The organism is Bacillus sp. FSL R5-0712, assembly GCF_038593285.1.
Classification (GTDB): domain Bacteria; phylum Bacillota; class Bacilli; order Bacillales; family Bacillaceae; genus Bacillus; species Bacillus safensis.
Window position 1 is genome coordinate 2,384,012 of sequence record NZ_CP151981.1, and the last position, 24,032, is coordinate 2,408,043.

Here is a 24,032-nt window from a genome sequence, read left to right on the forward strand (position 1 = left end):
AATCACACCATATAGAATTAATATACCAATTAGTATATAAGTTCAACAAGGTATATATCTTGCTGTACAGCATAAATAATTAATCGCTATTAAAAAGGAGCAAAACAATGCGAAAGATGGGGAAAAAAATTCACAAAACCAAAATGGACATAATAGCTCAAACAGTTAAATCAGGAATTATTAAATCAAATTTAATCCCAATGTGTGCTGGCTTAACCTTGGCATTATACACTTATCAAATTGACATCCTTAATAAATCTATTGAGATACTATTAGCATTTGCAGGTTCAATTTTATTAATTGGTGCTGCTGGAGCTTTAAACAATTTGTATGATAGGGACATAGATTCCGTGATGAATAGAACAAAAAACAGACCTACTGTAACAGGAGAAGTCAATCCTAAAAAAGTTCTATGGCTGAGTATCTTAATGTCTATTTTAGGATTGGCTTTTTTAGCATTTACAACCTATCTAGCAGCTATTATAGGATTGATTGGTTTACTTTTTTATATTTTCCCTTATACAATGTGGAGTAAAAGAAAAACCGTTTACAACACGGAAATTGGTAGTATTTCTGGGGCAATGCCGCCTCTCATTGGTTGGGCGGCTATTTCATCAGACATCTCACACCCGGCTATTTTGGGGTTGTTTTTCATTACGATTATTTGGCAAATGCCACATTTTTATTCAATAGCTATTAGAAAGCAAAATGAATACAAGGCAGCAAACATTCCCATGTTACCTGTTGTAAAAGGAATGAAAAGAACATACTTGCAAACGAATCTTTATATCTTAGCAATTACCTTAAGCAGTTTTCTTTTCCGTTCTTTAAGCATAGGGCTTGTGATTGTGTCTTTTTTCTTAGGCCTTATATGGATTTGTTTAAGTATTATTGGTTACAAGCGAATGAATTCCGAGAAGTGGGCATCATTTATGTTTGTCTATTCACTAATTTATATGACAACTCTTTATTCAACTATCATTATCTATACTCTTACTCGTCAATTTTTTTGATTTATGAATACCTTAGTTGTGTAGGTAACCATAAAAATTCATATAAAAAAGCATCCTAAACGGATGCTTCAATCAAATGATATTTTTTCAAAATACGATAAGTGATTTCTTTTGCTTCTAGCCCGGTACCTTCGATATTTGTGGCGAAGATGTAGGTTTTGTTTTCATGTTTGATGAAGCCTGCGTACCAGCCGATGCCTGAGCCGGAGCCTGTTTTTCCGTATAGGGTGGCATGTTTCTCTTCTTCTTGTATCATCATTCGTTTGACCGTTCTCATGACAGACAGGTCAAATGGAAGACTTTCTTCATATAGCTGTTTAAGAAAATGGACTTGTTCTACTGGAGAAATGCGCAACGAACTGCTTAACCAAAATTGATCGATTCCGCCTGATATGTCTTCGTTCCCATAATGAATGGCTTTCACCCAATAGCTCATGCGTTCTTCTCCGATGTCACGCGCCATGGCTTGATAGTACCAGACGACTGAATCTCTCATGCCAGAGCCCAGTGTATGATCCTTATTCCAGTTATCAATTTCTCTTTTTACTCCGTCCCAATATTTGATGTCATATTCATCTCTCACTGCGCCTGTTTGGAGACCGATGAGGGCATTTGCCACTTTAAATGTTGATTGTGGTGCAAAGCGCTTGTTCGCTCTTTTTTTGTTATACACCCATGGCGATTTTTCTTTTACTTCTTGTATCACAAATGTGCCTTCCCGGTCTTTCATGAATTCATCTACTGACCACGCTGGTGATGTTCCCTCACTTGATGAAGGCTGGCCGATACAAAGTGCCATCAGCATGAAACCTGAAAACAGCCATTTCATATGCTTTTTCTTCAAAAAAATCGCTCCTTTTCCTATGATATCTATCGATTGTAGCATGCCTGAGTGATGAGACATAAGGTACGCTTGTCCTCTTTTCTGCCAAATAAAAAAAGCCGGTTTCATCCGGCTTTCTGATCATATTAGCTTTCTTTTTTCTCTTCTATGGCCTGCCTCGCGATTTTTGAAATGGTCATATCATCCATTGGCGGGTTATGGAGCCCAGCACGAATATCTCGATAGTAACGCTGCAGCGGACAGTCTAGGCTCAAGCTTTTTGCACCGACTAAACGCATGGCTTTATCAACCACTTGCAGACTATGATTTACGACTGTATGCTTCACAGCACCGAATTCATTGATTAACAGCTCTCTTTTCTCAGGCTTTTCATACAATGTTGTCGTTGAATAGATGACGTGGCGTGCTTGCTTTAATAGTAAATCAATTTCGCCAATCAGTGTTTGGACATTTGGCAGTTCGCTAATCGTTCCGCTGATACTGTTCGGTGAATGTGTGATGGCATACTGAACTGCATAATCTCTTGCCGCTTGCGCAATCCCCAAATAACAGGAAGGGATATGTGCGATCCAAGGGTTTAACGTACCGCCTCGAGGTCCTTTTTGCACTTCAACAAGCATATCCTCTGAAACCACAACCTGATCTAAGATTAAATCATGGCTTTCTGTTCCTCTCATGCCGACAACATCCCATGTTTCTTCTATAGAAACACCTTTTGTATCACGGTGAATTAAGAAAAATCCCATGGCTTCTTTTTCTTCGATCCATACGCCGACTAAAAAGTATGTGAGAGCTGGTGACATCGTAGTGAAAATTTTACGTCCGTTGATCACCCAGCGATCACCTGATTTCATCGCTGTTGTCCCAGGCTTGCCGCCTCTTGTTGGACTGCCTGTCTGCGCCTCACTTACAGCGCGGTTGACAAGGGCGCCCTTCTTCACTTCTTCCGCAAAGAATTGCAGCTGCTTCTCATTCCATAGTTTCTTTTCATAAATTTCACCAACAACTCCTTGGTGCCAGCCAATCGATAAGGCAGTCGCTCCGTCCATGCTGCCTAGGGTTTCTTGAAATAGAACCATATCCGTTACAGATTGACCACCGCCTCCATATTCAGCGGGAAGAGACAGGGCTGTATATCCCATGTTTACTAATGATTCGATATTCTGTTTAGGAAAATAAGCGCCTTCATCATGTTTTTTTGCGTTTTGTTCGATCGTTTCACGAAGAGATTCCAGCTGATTGAGCCATGTTTTTTGAAAATCGGTATCGACAAATAATGCTTTAGACAAAACGTATCCAACTCCTCTGTTTCTTACAATCTATGATATCTCATTTTTCCAATTGGAATGAATAAAACACACTTTACTTATAGGATTTAATGTGTTAAATTTTATCAATATTAAGTACATCTGTCAAAGGAACGTGATGCTTTTATGATCTCAGCTACTAATCTACATAAATCTTATGGGCAGACCCATGTGTTAAAAGGCATTGATTTCACCGTACAAGAAGGTGAAGTGGTCGCAATTATTGGACCGAGCGGATCAGGAAAAACAACACTTCTCCGCAGTTTAAACAGCCTCGATATTCCAGACAAAGGAGAGCTGACTGTTGGAGAAGCCACGATTCAATTTGAACGATATCATAAAAAAGATCTTTTAAAACTAAGGCAGCAATCTTCCATGGTTTTTCAGCATTATCACTTGTTTCAAAATAAACGCGCACTTGAAAATATTACAGAGGGATTGATTGTGTCCCAAAACATGTCTAAAAAAGAAGCAGAAAAGGTTGGAGAGCAATTTTTAGAGCGGATTGGACTGCTTCATAAAAAGGATGCATTTCCAAGTGAATTATCTGGCGGTCAGCAGCAGCGGATTGGAATTGCCCGCGCTCTTGCGATGAATCCTGCGGTGCTTTTGTTTGATGAACCAACGTCCGCATTGGACCCAGAGATGGTCGGAGAAATCCTTGAAATGATCAAAGATATTGCGAGCCAAGGGATGACGATGGTCATTGTGACGCATGAAATTTCGTTTGCAAAGGACGTAGCGGATACGGTGATCTTTATGGCAGATGGGGAAATCGTTGAAAAAGGCTCACCAGAAGACGTCCTCATGAAGCCTCAGCATGAACGAACAAAACAATTTGTATCCAGGATTCATCGCGGAATGTGGCAAGGATCGGAGGAAGACATATGAAGCAAAAGGCAGCATTCATGACAGCTGGTGTCCTTCTGATTTTCCTCTCTCTGATTGGCTGCAGCAGCGTGAAAACAACAACAGATGATGGAAAACAAATTGTGAAAGTCGCTCTGAGTGCAGAGGTCAATCCACCCTTTTTAGCCACAAATGACCGAAACGAACCGATTGGCTATAACATTGATTATTTAAATGAAGTGAAAAAAAGACTTCCACACATACATTTTGATTACATATTTGGCGAGGAAGAATCCAATTTAATTGGTGTTGGCGCGGGGAAGTTTGAAATGGCAGCTAATTGGTTTTTCAGTAACCCTGAACGTGAAAAACGGTTTCTTTACCCTAAAGTTCCGTACGGCTATTCGATGACAGGATTAATTGTGAATGAATCAAACCGGGATATTCAATCGCTTGACGATATGACATCAAAAAAGCTCGCTCCTGTCAGTCCCAGCGGCGGATTGCGTTCCATATTAAATCAATATAATGAAGAACATGATCCAGATATTCCGCTGACAACCATTGAAAGCCCTTCAAATGAACTCAACTTAAAGCGTGTTGAAAGCGGACGGTCCGATGCGGCCTTTATGAATATTTCGACCTTCGATACCATTCAAAAGCATCTGAATCTGAAGGTCAAAGTGGGCGGGATCGTGTCAAAGGAGCCGATCTATCTTGTCTTACAGCCAAGTGAGAAGCAGCTTGCAGCAGACTTGGACCAGGTCACACAAGAGATGATTGATGATGGAACACTGCCTAAGCTTGCGAAAAAGTGGTTTGGGGTTGATTTCTTTCAAGATATTGACTACATCTCAGAGCAAGGCTATCAATATGAAGAAAGGAAGGAAGCGTCATGACGTTTACAGCTGGAGATTGGCTGCGGATCTTTTTACAGGTGCTTGAACGCCTGCCACTCACTTTTCTCATTATTATAGTGTCATTGTTTTTCGCCATCTTGATAGGGCTTTTATTTGCATGCATTCGTATTAAGCAAATCCCAGTACTGAAGCAATTGGCTGTTGTCTATTTATCTTTTACACGAAGTACGCCATTAATTGTTCAGTTATTCTTAATTTATTTTGGACTTCCTCAGCTTTTACTTGTGGCAGGAATTCAAATCAATCATTGGGATCGTGTGTTATTTGTGATGATGACGTTCTCTTTACATACGGGGGCTTATTTATCTGAAGTTTTTCGCAGTGCGTATTCGTCTGTTGGGAAGGATCAGCTGGAAGCCGCCTACATTGTTGGGATGACAGATACACAGGCCTTGATCAGGATCATTATCCCGCAGGCCTTTCTCATTGCCCTGCCAAACCTCGGAAATTACACCATTGATCTTGTGAAAGACACGGCGATTGCCTTTACGATCGGACTCATCGATATTATGGGGCAGGTGAAGATCATCTTAGGAAATAACTATGGAATCGGCATGTTTGAAGTGTATGTGATCATTGCGATTGTGTACTGGCTCATTTGTATGAGCATTGAACTAGTCACCATGCTGCTTGAAAAGAAATTTGTAAAAGGCCGTACCAGTCTGTCACGTTAAGGAGGCGATTTGATGCAAACCATTGACATTCCGTTTGCGATTGACCAAGTACCACATATTCTAAAAGGTGTTCCTTTCACCTTATTAATTGCTCTTGTTTCCATGGCTGCGAGTCTTGTGATCGGATCTGTTTTTGCTTTCATTCGCCTCTTTCGCATCCCTGTACTCAGACAGCTCGTTACGCTCTACGTCTCCTTTTTTAGAGGAACGCCGCTTATTGTTCAACTGTTCGCTTTCTTTTATGGGCTCCCTTTTCTTCTAAGCAGTATGAGCGGCACATTCGGACTGACCTTTCATCCGGATATGGTCTCCCCTTTAGCTGTGGCTCTTATTACCTTCAGCCTGCATTCAGCCGCTCATTTAACAGAGGTGGTCCGAAGTGCACTTCTGGCAGTAGACAAAGGGCAGCTTGAAGCGGCAAAAATTGTAGGTATGACAACAAGGCAGGCGATGATACGCATTATTTTGCCGCAGGCATTTGTTGTGGCCTTACCAAACCTAGGCAATCAGCTCGTTCAGTTATTAAAAGCGACATCTCTTGCGTTTACAATTGGGGTACTCGAAATCATGGGTATTTCCCGGATCATTGCAAATGACGGCTATCAGTTTTTAGAAACTTATCTCGTCTCTGCTTTGATCTATTGGCTGCTGAGCATTGTCTTTGAATTAGCCTTTGCATTATTAGAGAAACGTGTCAGCGTATACGGAAGAACTCTCGGACGTTAAAAAGTCGATCAGGCACAAAAACCTGATCGACTTTTTTATTCACCCTTTTTTGGTGTGTTAAACAGTTCTTTTGGTGCGGGTTTGAGCTTTGGTGCAGAGCCGAACACGACAGGTGCAGAAATATATCTGAACTCTCCTTTTCCATCCATGCTGCGGCCATGTGCCCATCTGCCTTGCTTACTTTCTTCCCCTCTTGAGAAGTTAAACAAGTCATAGGATACTTGCTGTTTTTCTAGTGAACGAGGGAAGGTGGTTGGTACGACGACATCCCCTTCTCGCTCTTCTAATTCTTTAATTGCAGCAAGCCACATATTTTGATGGTATGTATCACGAGCAATGAGGAAGGAGAGCATATCTTTGACGCCGCGGTCATCTGTCATTTCGTAAAGTCTTGTGACCTGAAGACGGCCCTGGGCCTCTGCATTTAAATTGGCTCTGAAATCCGCCATTAAATTTCCGCTTGAAATGATGTATTTGGCATTCCACGGGTATCCTTGACTATCCGCTGCCATTGCCCCTAAACCGGCAACAATTGCATGCTGCGGGTTCATTCCGCCCATAACAGCCGCAAGTGCTGGATCACTTTGATACGCCTGTTCCTGTTCTTTTACCGGTGCTTTATCAAGTAGACGTGCGATCATTGTCGCCAGCATTTCGACATGACCAATTTCCTCTGTCCCAATATCAAATAATAAATCCCTATATTTTTGGTCTGCCCGGCAATTAAACCCTTGAAATAAATATTGCATCATCACACTGATTTCACCATATTGACCGCCTAATACTTCTTGCAGCTTTTTCGCGTAAAGCGGATCAGGTTTTGAGGGCTTTGCTTCATATTGCAATTCTTTGATGTGATAAAACATGATGTCATCTCCCTTATCAAAAACATCTTTTCACTTATCACTATTCAACCGCAGCTCTCATTATGAAAATGACCTGATCACATAAAAAAAGAGAACGGCTTATGCCATCCTCTTTGTTATCTTACTTATTCAGCACTGACTAAAATTTTCACTTGATCTTTTTCATTGATTAATGCATGGAAGCCATCCTCGATCACATCGTCCAGCTTGATTTTTTTCGTGACGAGTGTGTCTGCAGAGAAATAGCCTTTTCTCATTAAGTTTAATACAGATGGGAATACGTCTCTGTAGCCGATAATTCCTTTTACTGTACGTTCTTTAATGACAATGTCATTCGGCATAATTTCTGCGCCTTTTTCCCAAATGCTTACAATGACTGTTTCGCCTGAAATTCTAGTTGATTGGATTGCTTGCTTCAATACAACAGGTACACCTGTCACTTCAAAAGAAACATCGACGCCACCGTTTGTGCGGCTAGCAATTTCTTGAACAACATCTTCATACTGAGAAGGATCTACAATGATCGCTCCAAGCTCTTTTGCTTTCTCTTGGCGTTCTTTTGATAATTCAACTGCATAAATATCAGTAGCACCAGCTGCTTTTAATGCTTCAATGACAAGTAAACCAATTGGTCCGCAACCAAACACAGCCGCTGTATCCCCAGCTTGTACTTTACTAGAACGAACCGCATATAAAGCAACCGCAGAAGGCTCGACAAGCGCGCCTTGCTCATATGAGATTTCGTCTGGTAATAAATGAAGTAATTCTTCATCGACTGATACATATTCAGAGAATCCACCGCCGCCTCCGGCAAGCCCTAAAAAGCCCATGTTTTCATCTAAGTTATAAGCACCTTGATGTCCGTGAGTTGCAAAAATAGGTTCAACAACCACTCGGTCGCCTACTTTGTAATTGCTCACGCCTTCTCCTACTTCAACAACTTCACCAGAGAACTCGTGTCCCAGTGTAATTGGTGCTTTTTCTTTTGTAAGTGGATGAGGTTCATTCACAGGAATGAAGATCGGTCCGCCTAAATATTCATGTAAATCACTACCGCAAATGCCGCACCATTTTACTTTCAGTTTCACTTTTCCTGGAGCAACTGTTGGTTCATCAATTTCCTCTAGTCGAATGTCTTTTTGATCGTGCCAGCGTAGTGCTTTCATTTGTAAGACTCCTTTTCTCATCAATTTAATTAACTTACTTAAATAATGATAACATAATTTTTTTAATTTTCTAAGTAGGATGCACTATTTTTTTGACAGTCAATGGACGAAAGATGACAAAACATAGCAATAGACAGATTAGAAGCATACATATACACCCAATGATGACGGAGATTCTGATCGATAAAATATGAGCGAGTCCGCCAAATATTCCTGTCATGGTCATCGTCAGAATGGCTTCAACCAAAGCATAAAAGCTGGCTACCCTCCCCATCACCTCTACTGGAATATTCGTTTGATAGAACGTCATAAAGCCTGTGTTCGCAAATGCTAAAAAGAAGGCTAATATAAAAAATCCACCGGCGGCTGCAACTAGGCTGTTGGAAAATGCATAAATAAGATAGCCAAACGCCACAAACAAACTGCCGATTCCAAGCATCAGCGAAACTGACAGCCTTTCGACAATGACCGAATTAAGACTTGCTCCTGCGATAATACCCGCTCCAGCTATGCTGACAAGAAAGCCATATTGTGTATCAGTCAGCATCAATACTTCTTTTGCAAAGGCTGTTTCAAGTGAGTCTATGGCCGTAGGAAGGACCGTTATCGCCGCACTAAATAATAAATATACCGTCATGATCTGGCGTGACGTCAGACTGAAACGCAGAACAAGCTTTGCATCCTCTTTTAACATTGAAAGTGAAAACCGCTTTTGGGCAGCATCTGTTTTGAGCAAATTCGGTAAACACATCGTTAACAGAGCAGATATCAACAAGCAGATGGCATTTACATAAATTGAAAGAACAGGAGTCCCAATGAGAAAGAGGAGACCTGCTGCTGCGGGCCCAAGTAAAAATCCACCGGATTGTAATAAAGAGCGAATGGCATTAAACCGTTTTCGGTTATCCGCCGGGATTAGTCCTGTCATATACACCATCGACGCTGGATGAAACATCGCTTGTGCCATCTGTATGAAAAACACCATGACATACAGAATGAGCAGATGTCCTGAAAATAAGGCAAAAGGGATGCATGCAATGAGCAGAGCACGGGTAATATCTAAACTGATCATCACATTCCGCTGATTCAGCCTGTCAATCAAACTGCCGGACCAGCTATTGGTCAAAAGAGCAGCCGCAGGTCTTAGCAAATAAACTGCTGTTACAGCAAGTACAGAGCCCGTTTCTTGAAAAATAAGCAGATGGAGGGCAATCATATAAATCCATTCTCCTATGTTCGCAATCCCGATGGCTCCAAGTAAAATACTCATATCCCGCCAATGTTTTTTCATCATTGTCCCCCCTATTTGTCATAAAAAAAATCCCGCCCCCAAGACATGTCTGTCTTGAGGACGGGATTTACTCCGCGTTGCCACCTCAGTTCATTCATCTGTTGCCAGATGAACCTTAGCGGGTGATCATTCACCCTTCTCTGTAACGGGAGAAGTTCGCTGCACCACCATCCGAGGGAATCCGGTGCAGAGCTAAGAGGCTTGGTTCCATCATGCTTCCCAGCTCCTTCTCAGCTTCACGGAGTTCTCTGTGTGGGGCAGCTATGATGTACTCTTCTCTATTTGCGCTGTATCTTTTTTTCATCACGATCTTCAGCTGAATTGTTACATATTGTACTGCGCCCCGATCAAAGCGTCAATGTTTTTTTCATGTTAATCCGCATAAATCATTTTCCTAGTCATGCCGCCATCAACAACCAAATCTGTGCCGTTCACAAATTGATTGTCTTCATCTGTTAAATAAAAACAGGCTTTCACAATATCCTTTGGCGTGCCGACTCGATTGGAAGGATGCTGCTGATGGTCAATTTCTCGAAGACTTTTCTCATCTTTCGTTTCAATCCATCCAGGGGAAATGCTATTTACCGTAATGTGATCCTGACTAAAAGAAACTGCCAAGGCATGAGTAAGCGCGGAAATGCCGCCTTTTGATGCAGCATATGCTTCTGTATGAGGCTCGGACATAGTCGCACGGGTAGATGAAATGTTCACAATGGAACCGCCGTTTGGATTCTCTTTGATATAACGTGCTGCTTCTCTAGCGCATAAAAAAGTCCCTCTTACATTTGTATGCAGCACATGATCCCACTCATCGACCGTTAACTCATAAGGCGATGCTGTGCACATGACGCCGGCATTATTAATGAGAATATCAATTGTTTTGCAGTGCTCCACCGCAAACGACATTAAGCGTTGAATATCCTTCTCCTGTTTCACATCTGTTTTAATGAAATAAACTTCAAAGGACTCTTTTCTCAGCTGCTCCTCCAAACGCTTCCCCTTCTCTTCATCTATATCCGCAAGCACCACACGCGCCCCTTCTTTTGCATAACCGCAGGCGACCGCTTCACCAATACCATTGGCTGCGCCTGTGATGATGACGGTTTTATGTTGAAAATTCATCATTCATCCAATCCTTTCTCCATGAGATGTTGTCGTCTATCATATCATTTTGAGGAGTACGCATGAATAAAAAACCCCTTTATCGCAATTGAGAGTAATAGAGGGATTTTTTAAAAACTCAAATGGAACGAAGAAAAATGATTAATAGGATCTAATATTTTTCAAACCAATCACCATAAAAACAATCGTAAAAGCCGCTAAAACTGTTATGTCTAATAATAAGATTGATTGGTTGACCGTACCACTCATGATCTCACCAAAACCAGACATCATCCACGTTTGCGGTATAGCCAAAGAGATCTTCTTCATCATGTCTGGAACGATATCTAAAGGCCAATAAATACCACCCAGCATACACGACCCTACAATAACAATTGCACTAAATACTTCAGCTTGCTTTTTTGTATGAGATAAGGTGGCAATCATAAAACCTAAACTCACGACTAGCCCTATAACAAATGATCCAAACACTAGAATATGAATTACGTTGCCTAAGTACACATGAAAGAACACAGATAAGACAGTCAAAAGAACACCCAGTTGTATCCATCCAAGGAGGAAATAAGCCACTAAATAGCCCAGAAGCACATATATTTTATGAATTGGACTCGAAAGCAATCTTTGCCATGTATAATCTTTATATTCCAAATGAATAGATGACACAGAGCTTGAAATCGCAAACATCATAAACATAATGGTAAAGCCAAGCGGTATTAAATTTGGCTGCTGGCTTGCTTGATCATCTTGATTTTTTTCAATCAATGAAATGGTGCCAGATTCATTTAACTTGTTCAATGCATTAGTGAGAGAAACACTTTTCTGCTCTTTCACACCCTGATTGATTTGATAAATGATGGTAGCTGTCTCTTTTAAATAAGGAGATAAGACTGCATATTCTTCAGTTTTCTTATAAACTGTCACATCAAAAATTTCTTTATTTTCTTTTAGATGGGACTTTAATTGGTTTGCGACTTTTACAGACGCCACTACCTTTTCTTCAGATACTAAATCTTTTGCGTCTCTTTCAGTCGCCTTTACCCAGAGAAATTTGGTGTTTTTTTCGAGAATTTGAAAAATTTCTTGATCCAGTTTCCCTTGACTAGGCTCTAGAATAAAAGCAACTGTAGGTTTCTTTGAATCAGATGCGGTACTGCCAAAGATAAAACTAAATACGATTGGCATAACAAATAAAAAAATGAGGGTCAATGGGGACTTTAATGTTTCTTTTAACTTTAACGTTATAATGGCTAATATTTTATGCATAACGATGCTTCCTTTCAAAAGACATTCTTAATAAAGCAATGATGAAGAAAGCTAGTCCCATCCCACAGCTAAGTAATAATCCGCTTTGAATTTCACTAAAATCAGCACCTGCCATACTTTTCAAAAACATTTGAAGTGCAAGAGAATTAGGTAAAAAATAGCTGATATCAATCACCCATTGCGGGAATAAGTATAAGGGCACCATACTCCCACCTAAAGCAGCTAACACTTGAGTTCCTAAAATCCCTACACTGTTAAACGTTTTTTCTCTATTGATAAAAGAACCAATCAGCACCCCGAAACCCGCAGCATTTAATATAAAACTACATCCGATCATAACAACAGTAAAAGGCTCTCCCCAGTTCACCTTAAAGACAAAACTAGTAAATAAAATAATGACCGCAAGTTGAATCATACTCATCAAAACAATACCTAATAACTTCCCAACGATGTAACTAGTATTGCTTAATTTTGATACAATCAGCCTTTTATAAACATCTTCCTCTTTTTCCTCTATCATACTTCCAACTAGAAAAACAACAGTCATTAATAAAAAAAGCACACCCATCCCGCCTGCGTAGTATTGGAAGGATGTAATCGGCTGGCTGTTGATATGAATATTTCTCTCGTTCACCAGGTCTTTTTTCAGTTGATCAGACACGATCTCCACTTCTTTACCTTGATTCAACGGCACCAGAATACGATTCATATGATAATTTTGAAAGAATTGCAAAACCACATTTTCCAGAACCATTTCCTGTAAGTTTGAATTAGGCCCTTTCAAAATATTCAATTGCACATGATCATGATTCAATAGACTTTTTTCAAAATTCGGCTTGATGATTATCCCCATTGTAATGTCTCTACTATTTAAATCTTTCTCTAGCTGATTTTTCGAGGTGACCTTCACATCAAATATGTCACTTAGTTCACCCTTAGACAATGTTGAAAGAAACATTTTACTTGTAGCGGACTTATCTTGATCTGTTATTCCTACTCGAAATGAATTGATCCTGATTTCACTATCTTTCTTCATGTTATCTCCAAATGCTGCACCTAAAATAGCAATTAATATGATAGGCATAAAAAAAAGTGTAAAAAAGCTTTTCTTATCCCTAAAAAACAATAATAGATCTTTCAGTACAACCCAAATGCTCATATGCTCACCTCCAGACAGCCTAATCCCTCAATTTTTTACTAGTTAAATATAAAAAAACATTTTCTAAGTTTGGTTCTACGATTTCTGCTGAAATAATTTGAACATTTAATGCAGTCACACCTTGAATGAGACGACTTAATAGCTGCTGAGGATGTTGATCAAATATTTTAATTTGATTTCCATGAATCACGATTTCCTTTAACGGATCTTCATCATTTATGTATTGGCAAACACGATCTATTTCGCTCTGTCCATGTTCACGTTTAATAGTAAAAATAATTTCCCTTTGATTGCCGACAAGCTCACTTAATTCATGTTGATCCCCCATTGCAATGATGGATCCGTGGTCCAAAATAGCCATTCTTTCACATAAATATTCGACTTCTTCCATGTAATGACTAGTATATATAATTGTCATCCCTTCATTATTTAACATTTTTACTGTTTCTAGTATGTGATTTCTTGATTGTGGATCTATACCTACAGTCGGTTCATCCATGATTAATAGTTTCGGTTGATGCAAAATCGAGCATCCGATATTCACTCTTCTTTTCATTCCTCCAGAGAATACTTTCACTTTGTCATTTGCTCTATCTTCAAGACCAATTAACTGAAGTGTTTCTTGTACTCTGCTTTTTAACTCCTTTCCTTTGAGTCCGTACATTCTCCCCCAAAATATTAAATTTTCTTTTGCTGTCAAATGTAAATATAACGCGATCTCTTGCGGGACAATACCAATCATTTGCTGTGCTCTATTTGTTTCTTTGTTTAAATCTAAACCTTCAATCGTTACAGAGCCGCTAGTTGCTCGGATAAGCCCTGTCAAGATGCCAATTAATGTGGATTTCCCAGCACCATTCGGTCCCAATAGACCAAATGATTCTCCTTTTTTTAAGTGAAAGGTTACCCCTTTTAATACCTGCTGATTCTCATAATTTTTCTTAATGTCATGTACTTTTAGCAACCTATCTCTCTCCTCTATTCGGCATATCGTTCTCTTACATAAAAAACCTAAAAATATTTACCATCCAATCAAATTATAATATATGGTATAAAATTCTACTAAATATTAATATTTCCAATCCGTTCATTTTAACATGTTACGGAATGCAGGAGAATAGTACAGGCTTTTATAAATGTTGAAAACACAAAAAAACTTACAAGAGGTTCTTGTAAGTTTTTTAATCAATATATGCGGATCAAATACTAATTTCAGTCATATTACATCACAGAAGGGGGATCACCACTCACAAATGTTTGACCCTGCTTTTTCCACAAAGTTTAATCGACATTTTTATTCTTTCCTGAAAAGAGCAATCCAGTCATCCACCTCTATTGATTCTATTTGATCCTCTGTCATGTTCAATCTATAATATTGCTTTATTTTCTCGTTAGCATCTAGCATGTATTTTGTAACGATCTCTTCTTCCTTTAAAGTTTTCGTTGTTCGCTTGACCCATTCTTGAAAAGGGTAACGTTTTTTTCGTTCCATTGATCTTACTTCTTTTATTCCCTCTTTATAAAACAATTCCCGCCATTGTTCTGTAGATAGACAGGACACATGACTTGGGTCTCTCAATCTTTCCAGCTCATTGATAAATAGTGCAAGCTCTTCATCATTTGGCGAAACATTATCAATAAAGAAAAACAGACCATTTGACTTTAATACGCGAGATGCCTCTTTGGCAAACTGTTCAGGGTGCGGGAAATGGTGTGCTGCAATTCGGCATGTGACCATATCAAATGTGCCATCTAAAAAAGGAAGGCTTTCTGCATCCGCTACTACATAAAAAATTTGTGGATACGCTTTTAAATGAAGTGATGTATGAGAAAGCATCTCTTTCGTTAAATCCGTCGCAAATACTTGATTCACATATGGAGCCAATGCTTTTGCGGTATGCCCGCCACCAGTTGCTATATCGAGGACGATCCAGCTTTCTTTTGGAGCTGTCCATTCAACGATTAGATCCAGGTCTGCTCCCTTTGCATGAGTTTGACTCGTCACATACTTTTCTGCATTTCTCCCAAATTGTTCTACAACCCTTCTTTTGGCTTGATCTGAATTCATCTAATTCCTCCCCCTTGAAATGGATTTGTATATTCTATGTGATTTTCCACAATAAAGAGCCGTCCCATTTTATTGAGCGGCTCCTTTCATGTTAAAAATTATCGAGAAAGCATCCCGTGCGGGTCAATGACAAATTTCTTCGCCACACCCGAATCAAAGTCACTATATCCTTTAGGGGCTTGATCAAGGTCAATGACGGTCGCATTGACGGCTTTAGCGATCTGTGCTCTGCCGCTTAAAATGGATTTCATTAGACTGCGATGATATTGCATAACAGGGGTTTGACCTGTCACAAAGGTATGAGCTTTCGCCCAGCCAAGTCCAATTCGCACTTTCAGAGAACCGACTTTTGCATCGGCATCCACTGCTCCTGGATCTTCTGTGACATAAAGCCCTGGAATTCCAAGCTTGCCGCCAACTTTAGTAATATCCATAATCGTATTTAAAACAGTTGCTGGTGCTTCTCCCTGGTCTCCATGACCCGAAGCTTCAAAGCCGACACAATCGACGGCACAATCAACTTCTGGCTCCCCTAAAATATTCGTAATTTGTTCGCCGATTCGATCATGTTTTCGTAGATTGATCGTCTCACAGCCGAAGCTTCTTGCCTGTTCCAGTCTTTGCTCATTCAGATCTCCAACAATCACAGCAGATGCGCCAAGAAGCTGAGCCGAATGTGCTGCTGCAAGACCTACTGGCCCAGCACCTGCAATATATACGGTCGAACCAGGCTTTACTCCAGCCGTATAAGCACCATGAAAACCTGTCGGGAAAATATCGGAAAGCATCGTGAGATCAAGTATTTTTTCCATCGCTTGATCTTTGTCTGGAAATTTGAGCAGTTGAAAATCTGCATATGGAACCATGACATACTCGGATTGGCCGCCAACCCATCCGCCCATATCTACATATCCATAGGCAGAGCCAGGGCGGTCCGGGTTTACATTTAAGCACACATGGGTTTTTTGTTCCTTACACATGACGCAGCGTCCGCATGCAATATTAAACGGAACGGACACGAGATCTCCTTTTTGAATAAACTCTACATCTCGCCCAACTTCCACGACTTCACCTGTAATTTCATGACCAAGGACAAGTCCTTCAGGTGCAGTCGTACGCCCTCTCACCATGTGCTGATCACTTCCGCAAATATTCGTCGTCACTACTTTTAAAATGACGCCATGCTCACATTTGCGCCCCACATTGGCTTTAGGTACACCCGGGCCGTCTTTTAAGACCAAATCAGGGTATCCAATATCCTCAACTGCTACTTTTCCTGCTCCTTTATAAACGACACCTTTGTTTCCCGACATGATTTCATTCCTCCCTTTTGTTTAAAAATGAAGTCTCTACAATTTTCTCTATTTCTTAAGCAATTTCCTTCTTCAAACAGCACATTATGTGAAAAAGAGGGAGTCACATGTCTATGTGAGAAAGAAAAATGTGTCTTTCAGCGAAATAAAAAAGAAAATATTGAAAAAAAAGCTAAACTTTTGCAGAACGGTGTCGATATAAGAAATAAGCCAGACAGGTATCCTTAATCGACAAACAAATTCCTTATATATACTATCATTCCTTACACACCTGGCTGGCGCCTATATCACATACAAAAGGCTCTTCTGATGAAGAGCCTTTTTTTATTGCAGGCAAAGAGGCTCCTCTGACGAAGAGCCTCTTTTTTGAGTGCTTGTTCATTACCTGGGAAATATTTTCATCATTTTAAGGCTTTGATACAGATGTATGTATCATAGTGATAAACCGAGACTTCTCTAAAGTGATATGCTGAAAACAGACGGCTGATCTCTTCTTCACTGTACGATGAAAAAGATGTTGACCGTTTTTGTTCGTTGATCAGCTCCTGCTTTTGGAAAGATAAAAATACTTCTCCATCCACTTGAAGGACGCGGTACACTTCCTTCATGACTTGCTCAATATCCTTCAAGTAATAGATCGTCTGCACCGTAAATAATTTATTGAATGATCTGTCTTCAAAAGGTAATTGCTCAGCCTTACCAAGCGTAATGACGGCTTTGTCCTGTTCCGCAAGCTTCTTATGTTTTCTTTTTGCATATTTAATCATATGGCGAGAGGCATCCACTCCATATACTTTTCCGCGGTCAAGTTTTTCAGCTACCTTTGATAAGGTGATGCCTCTTCCAGTCCCAATTTCTAAAATTCGGTCATTTTCTTGTATATTTAAGAGTTGAATCGTCCATTCATTGATATTATGATGATTTTTTTCCATATAGCGGGCAACCCATTTTGAGAACAAGCCTTTTGGTTCCCTCATTTGTTTTCCAATCCAGCTTTGAATCAATGTTAACACCTGCTTTTCACCAGTAAATAAAACTATTTACAAATTTCCTTACTTTTCATATCGGCTCTCACCTTACAAAAATTAAGACCTAGTCCTAATTTATTTGTCTCTTATAAGACGCTCCTTTTCAGAAAATGTTTCGCAGAAAGTGAAAATTTTTTTAACCTGAATAGGCGTTTTCATTATTTGTGCTCAGATTGATTTCGTTTTCTGCATGAGCTGCATAATTTATAAATGTATCTTGATTAGATAAAGGTGGTGCTAGATTATGGGCTTTGGCGGTTATTCTGGAGGCTACTGCGGTGGCTACGGTGGCGGTTTTGCAGGCGGATTCGCATTGCTTGTTGTACTGTTCATTTTGTTGATCATCATTGGTGCAAGCTGGATTTGCTAACGTAAAAGGAGCAGGAAACGTCATGGTTTCCTGCTCCTTTTCTTTAATACCAATAAGTCCGGTACTGATACATATAACGTCTGAGCATTTCCTCTTGCTCTCTTTGCATGCGGTATGGATTGCCGTATCCGTGCTTTAAGGAATGCGGAATAGATGCATACCCGTGCCCCACAGACGGAAATCTCATATATGGTGACATCGACATTCATTGATCACCTCACAATCACCTTTTACGGTATCATATGTGCAGGTGATCAATGTGGAGCGTGTCTAAACCTGATCCTTCTCCATCGTATAACAATCAAGCATGGCAAGCATCATAAACATGTCAATCTCCTCCTTTTCACATTTTTCATTTCCTGTTTTAGTTCATATACTTTAGTTGTTTCTGTTTCATTTCTTCATAAATTGTTTCGACTTCTTGTTCGTAAAGAACGGTCTCAATGTCCTTGTATTTCCGCTTAATCGTCAAAGTAATAAAAAATAAATGGATTGTCATATACGCTCACCTCCCTTCAGTTCGCAGCACGCGAAATAGCCCGCAGATCTTCTTTATCAGTTGACCTGCGGGCACACAAAAATGCAGATCAAAAGACAGTGTCTTCCAACCTGCAATGGATGATACGTGTGAAATCCTCGTTTACTTAAACAGTTTTGAAGCGTGCACCGTATAAGGCAAAGGAAGGACACGAACTCTTCCACAGGCTGATGACATGATGAAATTGTTGGTTGAATTGATCACAAGTAGATACGAATAACATATTCTTCAGCCTCCTTTACGTTTTTTTTAATTACTTTGTAAGTATATCCAGCAAGCACCATTTTGTAAACCTGTTTTTAGTAATATAGATGAATTTTGTGTTTTTGACTAAATTTCTACAGTTATTCTTGTCCGATTATCCAATACAATAAAAAAAGCCTCCTCAGGCAAATGAGGAGGCTTTCGAATTAATCTTCATCTAATTCTTGCAGTTTCTTTTGAAAGAAAATCGCGCGTTTAACACAAATAAAAGCTGCTAATAAGAAAACACAATCTATTCCCATCATCAGCATTTTTGGAGATGCTTCGATGTGCTGGTTCGGTAAGATCGTACCAATATATAAAAAGGTGCTGACAGCAAGCAAAATAAAAGCGTACTGCTTGTAATCTGTCACTAAATCACTCCACTTTTTCTTCACTTGTTTCACCTTCCAGTTATCAATGTCTATTCATAGCTTAACATAGTGAGAGAAAGCGAGGAGCATGTAAATCTATCCATTCGCCAGTGCGCTTAGTCCTTGCTTGATATCATGTAGTAAATCATCCACATCTTCAATTCCGACGGAAATACGAATTAAACCATCTGTGATGCCAAGCTCCTCCCGGCGGTCTTTTGGAATGGACGCATGGGTCATCCGGGCAGGGACAGAAATTAAGCTTTCAACCGCTCCAAGGCTTTCTGCGATTGTAAACAGCTTAAGCTGGCTTAAAAATACATCGACATGTTCTTCTTTTCCAATATCAAAAGAGATCATGCCGCCGAAGCCGGATGCTTGTGTTTTCGCAAGTTCATGTCCAGGGTGAGTATCGAGACCTGGATAATAAACACGTGTGACGGCTGCATGTTGCTTTAAAAACTCAGCGATTTTCTGTGCATTTTGTTGATGTGCTTCCATTCGTAGTCCAAGCGTTTTCATCCCTCTCATGAGAAGCCATGAATCCTGCGGTCCAAGAATTCCGCCTGTCGAGTTTTGAACAAAGTGCAGTTCTTCTCCAAGCTCTTTCGTCGCTGTGACGACAAGCCCGCCTACAACATCACTATGGCCGCCTAAATACTTAGTCGCACTGTGCAAGACAATGTCTGCGCCATATTCAATCGGCTTTTGGAAATACGGTGTGAAAAATGTATTGTCGACAATCATCAAGATGTTGGCTTCCTTTGTCAATTCGCCGATGGCTTTTAGATCCGTCATTTTGAGTAAAGGATTGGTTGGCGATTCAATGTAAACGGCTTTTGTTTCAGGTAAAATGGCTTTTTTCACTGCTTCAGGATCACTTGTGTCAACAAAGGTTGCAGTAATGCCAATACGGTTTAGCACCTTTGTGATGACGCGGTAGGTTCCGCCGTACACGTCATCTGTCAGCACAATATGATCTCCGCTGTTAAACAGCATCATCACAGCCGTAATGGCTGCCATCCCTGAACCAAATGCGTAGCCGCTTGCTCCTCCTTCAAGATCACGAATGACTGTTTCCAGGGCAGTTCTTGTTGGATTTGCTGTTCTGGAGTATTCATACCCCGTATGTTCGCCTGCTTTCGGCTGCTTATAAGTACTCACTTGGTAAATCGGTACAGACACGGCGCCTGTTCTTTCATCACCCGTTGTTCCGCTGTGAATCATCATTGTTTTTGGTTTCATTCTATTTTCCTCCCTCATAAATTCCTTTACTTAAATATCGCTCACTGCTGTCAGGAAAAATGGTGACAATGACTGTCCCAGGTGCTGCTTTCTTTGCTTCCTCTAAAGCGGCAAATAAAGCGGAACCAGAAGAGCTGCCGATGAGAACACCTTCTTTTTCAGCTGCTTCTTTCACCATTCGAAACGCATCATCATCACTGACAGTGTAAATCTCATCAAATAAAGCCTGCTCCATATAATCTGGGATAAATTCAAGGCCAATTCCTTCCGTTCTATGCGGACCCGGATCCCCTCCATTTAAAATTGATCCTTCAGGCTCCACAACCACTGTTTTTAACGCCTGATTCTGCTCTTTTAAATAGGCGGCACAACCTTGAAAAGTTCCGCCAGATCCTGCTCCCGCCACGAATACATCGATATTCCCTTTTAAGTCGGACCATAATTCGGGACCGAGCGTTCTGTAGTAAGTCAATGGATTTACTTGGTTTTTAAATTGTAAAACACAATAGGCATTGTCAAGGCTTGCCTCTAATTCAAGGGCTCGATCAATCGCACCCTTCATGCCTTCTTTTCTGGGTGTATGAATAATCTCTGCACCGAGCGCCTTCATCAGTTGTTGTTTTTCTTGACTAAAATGTTCTGGTACACAAAAAATGGTTTGCAATTGATGCTTTCTTGCACTTAGGGCAAGCCCAATTCCTGTGTTTCCAGCAGTTGCTTCAATAATAGTTCCGCCTGGACGCAGTTTGCCAGATGCTAATGCTTCTCTGATGAGCATGTCACCTAAACGATCCTTAATACTTCCACCTGGATTCATCATCTCAAGCTTTGCATACACCTCAACGCCTTCTGGGACGCCAATCCCTGACAGCTTTAAAAGCGGTGTGCGGCCAATTAATTCAGTAATATCCTTTATGACAGCCATATGATTCCCTTCCTTTGCATGGAAAAGAAGGGGGAAACCCCTTCTTTTATTGTGTTTGCTTTATCATACGCAAGACAAGGTCGGTTGAGTGAATCGCTGCTTGCTCAAGGAATTGATCAAAGGAGATATTGGATTCTTTCCCTGCAATATCTGATAGCGCTCGAACGACAACAAATGGCGTACCAAAGAGCTGGCAGACCTGTGCAACGGCTGCGGCTTCCATTTCCACCGCATATAACTCTGGAAACTTCTCTCTCACAAACGCTACACGATCCGGATCATTCATAAACGAATCTCCTGTTGCAATCGTTCCTTTTGCCACTTGAATATGATCAATTTCTAAAGCAGATTCTTCTGCCAGCTTCACAAGCTTTTCATCTGCAATGAAAGCAGCTGGAAGTCCCGGCACTTGTCCATATTCGTAATCAAAGATGGTCACATCTACATCATGATGTCTCACATCAGTAGAGATGACAATATCACCTACATTTAATGAGTGATGGAAACCGCCAGCAGATCCTGTATTGATCACATAATCTGGCTGAAAGCGGTCAAGCAGTAATGTTGTGCTGACCGCTGCATTTACTTTTCCAATTCCTGATTTTAATAAAATCACTTCTTTATCTTCATAAACACCTGTTGTAAATTCACACCCAGCGATGTTTTCTTGTGTAGCATTTTTTAGTTGATCTCTTAAAATCGTCACTTCTTCTTCCATTGCACCTATAACTGCGATTTTCAAATCAAAAACATCCTTTCATTCCCTTTTCTTCGCTTCTACGATCCAAACAAAATCATTCATTTGATGAAAGGACGTGCTAAAACCTTCTTCTTCAAAGATTTGCTTTAGCACATCAATGGATGGATAATATTCCGTTTCTAAATCCTCTGCAAGCTGATCGAACCCTGCGGCTCTCGCTTTGTCGATCTGAGCTTGATGTGCTGCTTGATTTTGAAACATTGTATCAGCAAAAACTATTTTACCATCTGAGTGAAGGATGTTGCTATAGGTGTGAATGGCTTGTTTTTTTTCTTCATCCGTTAAATGGTGGAATGCATATGAGCTGACGATCGTATCTGGCTCAAATGGCGGCGCTGGAAATGATAAAAAATCCCCATCATGAAATAGATCTGGCAGTCCTTTTTGAAGAGCCGCTTTCTTCATGGCATCTGATGGTTCAACACCATACACGTTTTTATCAGCTGCAAGGAGCAGCGCTGTTAGATTCCCCGTACCGCTTCCAAACTCAAGAACGTCTTGGCCTGAAAGGCGGACAATCTCTTTTAAAATAGCCGGATACCGGCGAAACACTTCTTTATACTGCTCGTCATGACCACTTACCGTGTCGTCATAAGAGTCAGCCCAATGATCAAATAAAGAAAGAAATTCACGTCCCATTTTCTTTCCCTCCACTTTATCTATTTATTCCTATGCGTATAGTATGTTTTATTCCGTCGAACAGTTCCTATCCTACCACAACTTCTGTTTCTTTCCTACTAAAAAATACTGGGAGAGACCGAAAAACATTTGCCCTTCTGAGGGAGAGAGATTAAGATGAATGAAGAGTATAGAGAGGTGAATCAAATGGATTTTCAGCTGGATTTTTTAAAGGATAAAATAGAATTTTTTGAAGCAACATCTTTAAAAGAACTTGAACAAAAGATCCAAAAACAAATTGAACATAATCAGGCGATTCTGCTGACTGTTCATTCTGTCAGTCATCAAACGACTGTGATCGATGAGCAGATTTTGTATACAGCAGTTGTTCATTTTAAAGCGAATGTTTAAACAAAAAAGATAGCAGATCTGCTATCTCAGCGTGTAGACAAACCCTCGCATTCGTTGTCAGTTCTGCGTGCCGGTGCTCACGAATGTCAAATTCGCTCCGCTCCGGTACTCGTCCTTCCTAGACTGCAAAGGTTTTCTATCACGCTGAAAAGAAGACAAAGGGCTAAAATAAACATCATTTTAGCCCTTTGTCAACAATCTGCTATCTTTTTTCGTGTTTATCTTAATTTTTCAACCTTCACAGGTTTCCAGCCTTTTTCATCTACCCACGTAATTTCCACGCGGTAGCGTTCACCTGTTGATTTATCACGGATGGTTCCTTTTGCATCTTGAGGACCTCCGTTATTTCCTAACCAAAGAACGGTCATTTGATCTTCTGAAATTCCTGTCGCATAGGACATGGCTTTGATCATTTCTTTCCAGTCTTTTGAGCTGGAATCATAGGTTGCTGTATGTGAACCGGATTGCTCTGTTCCTACAGGCTCCCAGTCATCATTTTCGTATGTTTTGTCTACATCACTCGTTTTGCCGCCATCTGTTTCTTTGGCGTCTTTTAACGCATCTTTATTAGGTTTTTCTTCATCATCTGTCTTCTTCGTTTCGTCGTCTTGATCAGATGAATCATCTTTTTTTGCATCTGAATCATCGGATGTGTCTTTCTTTGGATCTTTCACATCTTCTTGTGAGTTTTGTTTATTTTCACTTGTTGCAGGTGCCGTTTTTGATGGCGCATCCGCTACATCAGGATCTTTCGGCTTATTAAAAATTAACAAACTCGATGCGACAACCAAAATAAGCACCACAACGATACCAATTAATATGTTAAGCACCATATTTGCCTTTCTGCGCTTATCACGATGTTCAAATCGAGAATTTCTACTCAAAATCTCTGCACTCCTTTGCCTCTGTTCCCTAAGTCGTTACTATTCTAACATGTCA

The 24,032-nt window shown here is 40.3% G+C and carries 26 protein-coding genes and 1 pseudogene; 7 read left to right on the top strand and 20 right to left on the bottom strand.

The features are described from left to right. Positions 1-107: 107 nt before the first annotated feature. A complete protein-coding gene (gene cyoE / locus NSU11_RS12130; RefSeq protein WP_149126452.1) occupies positions 108-1,013 on the top strand; it encodes a heme o synthase in 906 nt (301 codons plus the stop codon). Positions 1,014-1,068: 55 nt separating this feature from the next. On the opposite strand, the gene blaBPU is transcribed toward cyoE, so the two are convergent. Beyond that, the gene (gene blaBPU / locus NSU11_RS12135) at positions 1,069-1,857 is read right to left on the bottom strand and encodes a BPU family class D beta-lactamase (RefSeq protein WP_263905431.1); all 789 of its coding nucleotides are present in this window, start codon (positions 1,855-1,857) and stop codon (positions 1,069-1,071) included. A 125-nt stretch (positions 1,858-1,982) separates the two neighbouring features. Further along, complete coding sequence (locus tag NSU11_RS12140) at positions 1,983-3,146, bottom strand: acyl-CoA dehydrogenase family protein (RefSeq protein ID WP_171464533.1); 1,164 nt, start codon at positions 3,144-3,146, stop codon at positions 1,983-1,985. A 144-nt stretch (positions 3,147-3,290) separates the two neighbouring features. Between NSU11_RS12140 and NSU11_RS12145 the strand changes: the two genes are divergently transcribed. Genes NSU11_RS12145 through NSU11_RS12160 form a run of 4 tightly spaced genes read left to right on the top strand, consistent with a single transcriptional unit; the run spans position 3,291 to position 6,333 of the window. Beyond that, a complete protein-coding gene (locus NSU11_RS12145; protein ID WP_171464534.1) occupies positions 3,291-4,055 on the top strand; it encodes an amino acid ABC transporter ATP-binding protein in 765 nt (254 codons plus the stop codon). Next, entirely contained in the window at positions 4,052-4,912 is an 861-nt protein-coding gene (locus NSU11_RS12150) for an amino acid ABC transporter substrate-binding protein (RefSeq protein WP_171464535.1), read from the top strand. Before NSU11_RS12145 ends, NSU11_RS12150 begins: the two co-directional genes overlap by 4 nt. Then, the gene (locus tag NSU11_RS12155) at positions 4,909-5,607 is read left to right on the top strand and encodes an amino acid ABC transporter permease (RefSeq protein WP_342493594.1); all 699 of its coding nucleotides are present in this window, start codon (positions 4,909-4,911) and stop codon (positions 5,605-5,607) included. The genes NSU11_RS12150 and NSU11_RS12155 overlap by 4 nt, the downstream gene beginning before the upstream one ends. A 12-nt stretch (positions 5,608-5,619) precedes the next feature. After that, positions 5,620-6,333 (top strand): amino acid ABC transporter permease, encoded by a 714-nt coding sequence (locus NSU11_RS12160; RefSeq protein ID WP_212051587.1) that lies wholly within the window; start codon positions 5,620-5,622, stop codon positions 6,331-6,333. A gap of 35 nt (positions 6,334-6,368) precedes the next feature. Here NSU11_RS12160 and NSU11_RS12165 read toward each other — a convergent pair whose 3' ends face one another. From NSU11_RS12165 to NSU11_RS12210, 10 genes are all read right to left on the bottom strand, one after another. After that, the gene (locus tag NSU11_RS12165; RefSeq protein ID WP_342493595.1) at positions 6,369-7,199 is read right to left on the bottom strand and encodes a manganese catalase family protein; all 831 of its coding nucleotides are present in this window, start codon (positions 7,197-7,199) and stop codon (positions 6,369-6,371) included. Positions 7,200-7,324: 125 nt separating this feature from the next. Next, the gene (locus NSU11_RS12170; RefSeq protein WP_025092841.1) at positions 7,325-8,365 is read right to left on the bottom strand and encodes a 2,3-butanediol dehydrogenase; all 1,041 of its coding nucleotides are present in this window, start codon (positions 8,363-8,365) and stop codon (positions 7,325-7,327) included. Between the two features lie 70 nt (positions 8,366-8,435). Then, a complete protein-coding gene (locus NSU11_RS12175) occupies positions 8,436-9,656 on the bottom strand; it encodes an MFS transporter (protein WP_306654227.1) in 1,221 nt (406 codons plus the stop codon). Positions 9,657-10,028: 372 nt separating this feature from the next. Next, the gene (locus NSU11_RS12180) at positions 10,029-10,778 is read right to left on the bottom strand and encodes an SDR family oxidoreductase (protein ID WP_208946648.1); all 750 of its coding nucleotides are present in this window, start codon (positions 10,776-10,778) and stop codon (positions 10,029-10,031) included. Positions 10,779-10,919: 141 nt separating this feature from the next. After that, positions 10,920-12,041: an ABC transporter permease gene (locus NSU11_RS12185; RefSeq protein ID WP_034622662.1), complete on the bottom strand. Its 1,122-nt coding sequence runs from the start codon at positions 12,039-12,041 to the stop codon at positions 10,920-10,922. Then, positions 12,034-13,200 carry an ABC transporter permease gene (locus tag NSU11_RS12190; RefSeq protein ID WP_341319767.1) on the bottom strand — a complete coding sequence of 389 codons (1,167 nt, stop codon included), beginning with the start codon at positions 13,198-13,200 and terminating at the stop codon, positions 12,034-12,036. The genes NSU11_RS12185 and NSU11_RS12190 overlap by 8 nt, the downstream gene beginning before the upstream one ends. Positions 13,201-13,219: 19 nt before the next feature. Then, the gene (locus tag NSU11_RS12195; RefSeq protein ID WP_056767933.1) at positions 13,220-14,164 is read right to left on the bottom strand and encodes an ABC transporter ATP-binding protein; all 945 of its coding nucleotides are present in this window, start codon (positions 14,162-14,164) and stop codon (positions 13,220-13,222) included. Positions 14,165-14,494: 330 nt separating this feature from the next. Next, complete coding sequence (locus tag NSU11_RS12200; RefSeq protein WP_056767935.1) at positions 14,495-15,268, bottom strand: class I SAM-dependent methyltransferase; 774 nt, start codon at positions 15,266-15,268, stop codon at positions 14,495-14,497. A gap of 98 nt (positions 15,269-15,366) precedes the next feature. Beyond that, on the bottom strand, positions 15,367-16,581 hold the full coding sequence (gene fdhA, locus NSU11_RS12205) for a formaldehyde dehydrogenase, glutathione-independent (RefSeq protein WP_024423097.1): 1,215 nt from the start codon (positions 16,579-16,581) through the stop codon (positions 15,367-15,369). Positions 16,582-16,982: 401 nt separating this feature from the next. Beyond that, the gene (locus tag NSU11_RS12210; protein WP_024427897.1) at positions 16,983-17,585 is read right to left on the bottom strand and encodes a methyltransferase domain-containing protein; all 603 of its coding nucleotides are present in this window, start codon (positions 17,583-17,585) and stop codon (positions 16,983-16,985) included. Between the two features lie 319 nt (positions 17,586-17,904). On the opposite strand from NSU11_RS12210, the pseudogene NSU11_RS12215 reads away from it, so the two are divergent. Then, a pseudogene (locus tag NSU11_RS12215) lies at positions 17,905-17,979 on the top strand (YjcZ family sporulation protein); the annotation flags it as partial. Positions 17,980-18,022: 43 nt separating this feature from the next. Here NSU11_RS12215 and NSU11_RS12220 read toward each other — a convergent pair. The 7 genes from NSU11_RS12220 to NSU11_RS12250 all read right to left on the bottom strand — a co-directional run bounded on the left by NSU11_RS12220 (position 18,023) and on the right by NSU11_RS12250 (position 22,703). Beyond that, a complete protein-coding gene (locus tag NSU11_RS12220) occupies positions 18,023-18,178 on the bottom strand; it encodes a hypothetical protein (protein ID WP_223251019.1) in 156 nt (51 codons plus the stop codon). A gap of 165 nt (positions 18,179-18,343) precedes the next feature. Further along, positions 18,344-18,478 carry a YrzI family small protein gene (locus NSU11_RS12225; protein WP_065214597.1) on the bottom strand — a complete coding sequence of 45 codons (135 nt, stop codon included), beginning with the start codon at positions 18,476-18,478 and terminating at the stop codon, positions 18,344-18,346. Positions 18,479-18,927: 449 nt separating this feature from the next. Further along, entirely contained in the window at positions 18,928-19,158 is a 231-nt protein-coding gene (locus NSU11_RS12230; RefSeq protein WP_034624035.1) for a YrhC family protein, read from the bottom strand. A gap of 72 nt (positions 19,159-19,230) precedes the next feature. Then, a complete protein-coding gene (locus NSU11_RS12235) occupies positions 19,231-20,379 on the bottom strand; it encodes a bifunctional cystathionine gamma-lyase/homocysteine desulfhydrase (RefSeq protein WP_024423100.1) in 1,149 nt (382 codons plus the stop codon). A gap of 1 nt (position 20,380) precedes the next feature. Continuing rightward, positions 20,381-21,304, bottom strand: a complete 924-nt coding sequence (locus NSU11_RS12240; RefSeq protein WP_024427895.1) for a cysteine synthase family protein — start codon at positions 21,302-21,304, stop codon at positions 20,381-20,383. Positions 21,305-21,350: 46 nt separating this feature from the next. Further along, positions 21,351-22,046 carry a 5'-methylthioadenosine/S-adenosylhomocysteine nucleosidase gene (gene mtnN / locus NSU11_RS12245; RefSeq protein WP_024423101.1) on the bottom strand — a complete coding sequence of 232 codons (696 nt, stop codon included), beginning with the start codon at positions 22,044-22,046 and terminating at the stop codon, positions 21,351-21,353. Positions 22,047-22,061: 15 nt separating this feature from the next. After that, positions 22,062-22,703: a class I SAM-dependent methyltransferase gene (locus NSU11_RS12250; protein ID WP_056767938.1), complete on the bottom strand. Its 642-nt coding sequence runs from the start codon at positions 22,701-22,703 to the stop codon at positions 22,062-22,064. Between the two features lie 186 nt (positions 22,704-22,889). On the opposite strand from NSU11_RS12250, the gene NSU11_RS12255 reads away from it, so the two are divergent. Beyond that, positions 22,890-23,093 (top strand): DUF2536 family protein, encoded by a 204-nt coding sequence (locus NSU11_RS12255; protein WP_039183233.1) that lies wholly within the window; start codon positions 22,890-22,892, stop codon positions 23,091-23,093. Positions 23,094-23,311: 218 nt separating this feature from the next. Here the strand turns inward: NSU11_RS12255 and NSU11_RS12260 are convergent, their stop codons facing one another. Further along, complete coding sequence (locus tag NSU11_RS12260; RefSeq protein ID WP_025092411.1) at positions 23,312-23,977, bottom strand: YrrS family protein; 666 nt, start codon at positions 23,975-23,977, stop codon at positions 23,312-23,314. Positions 23,978-24,032: the final 55 nt, after the last annotated feature.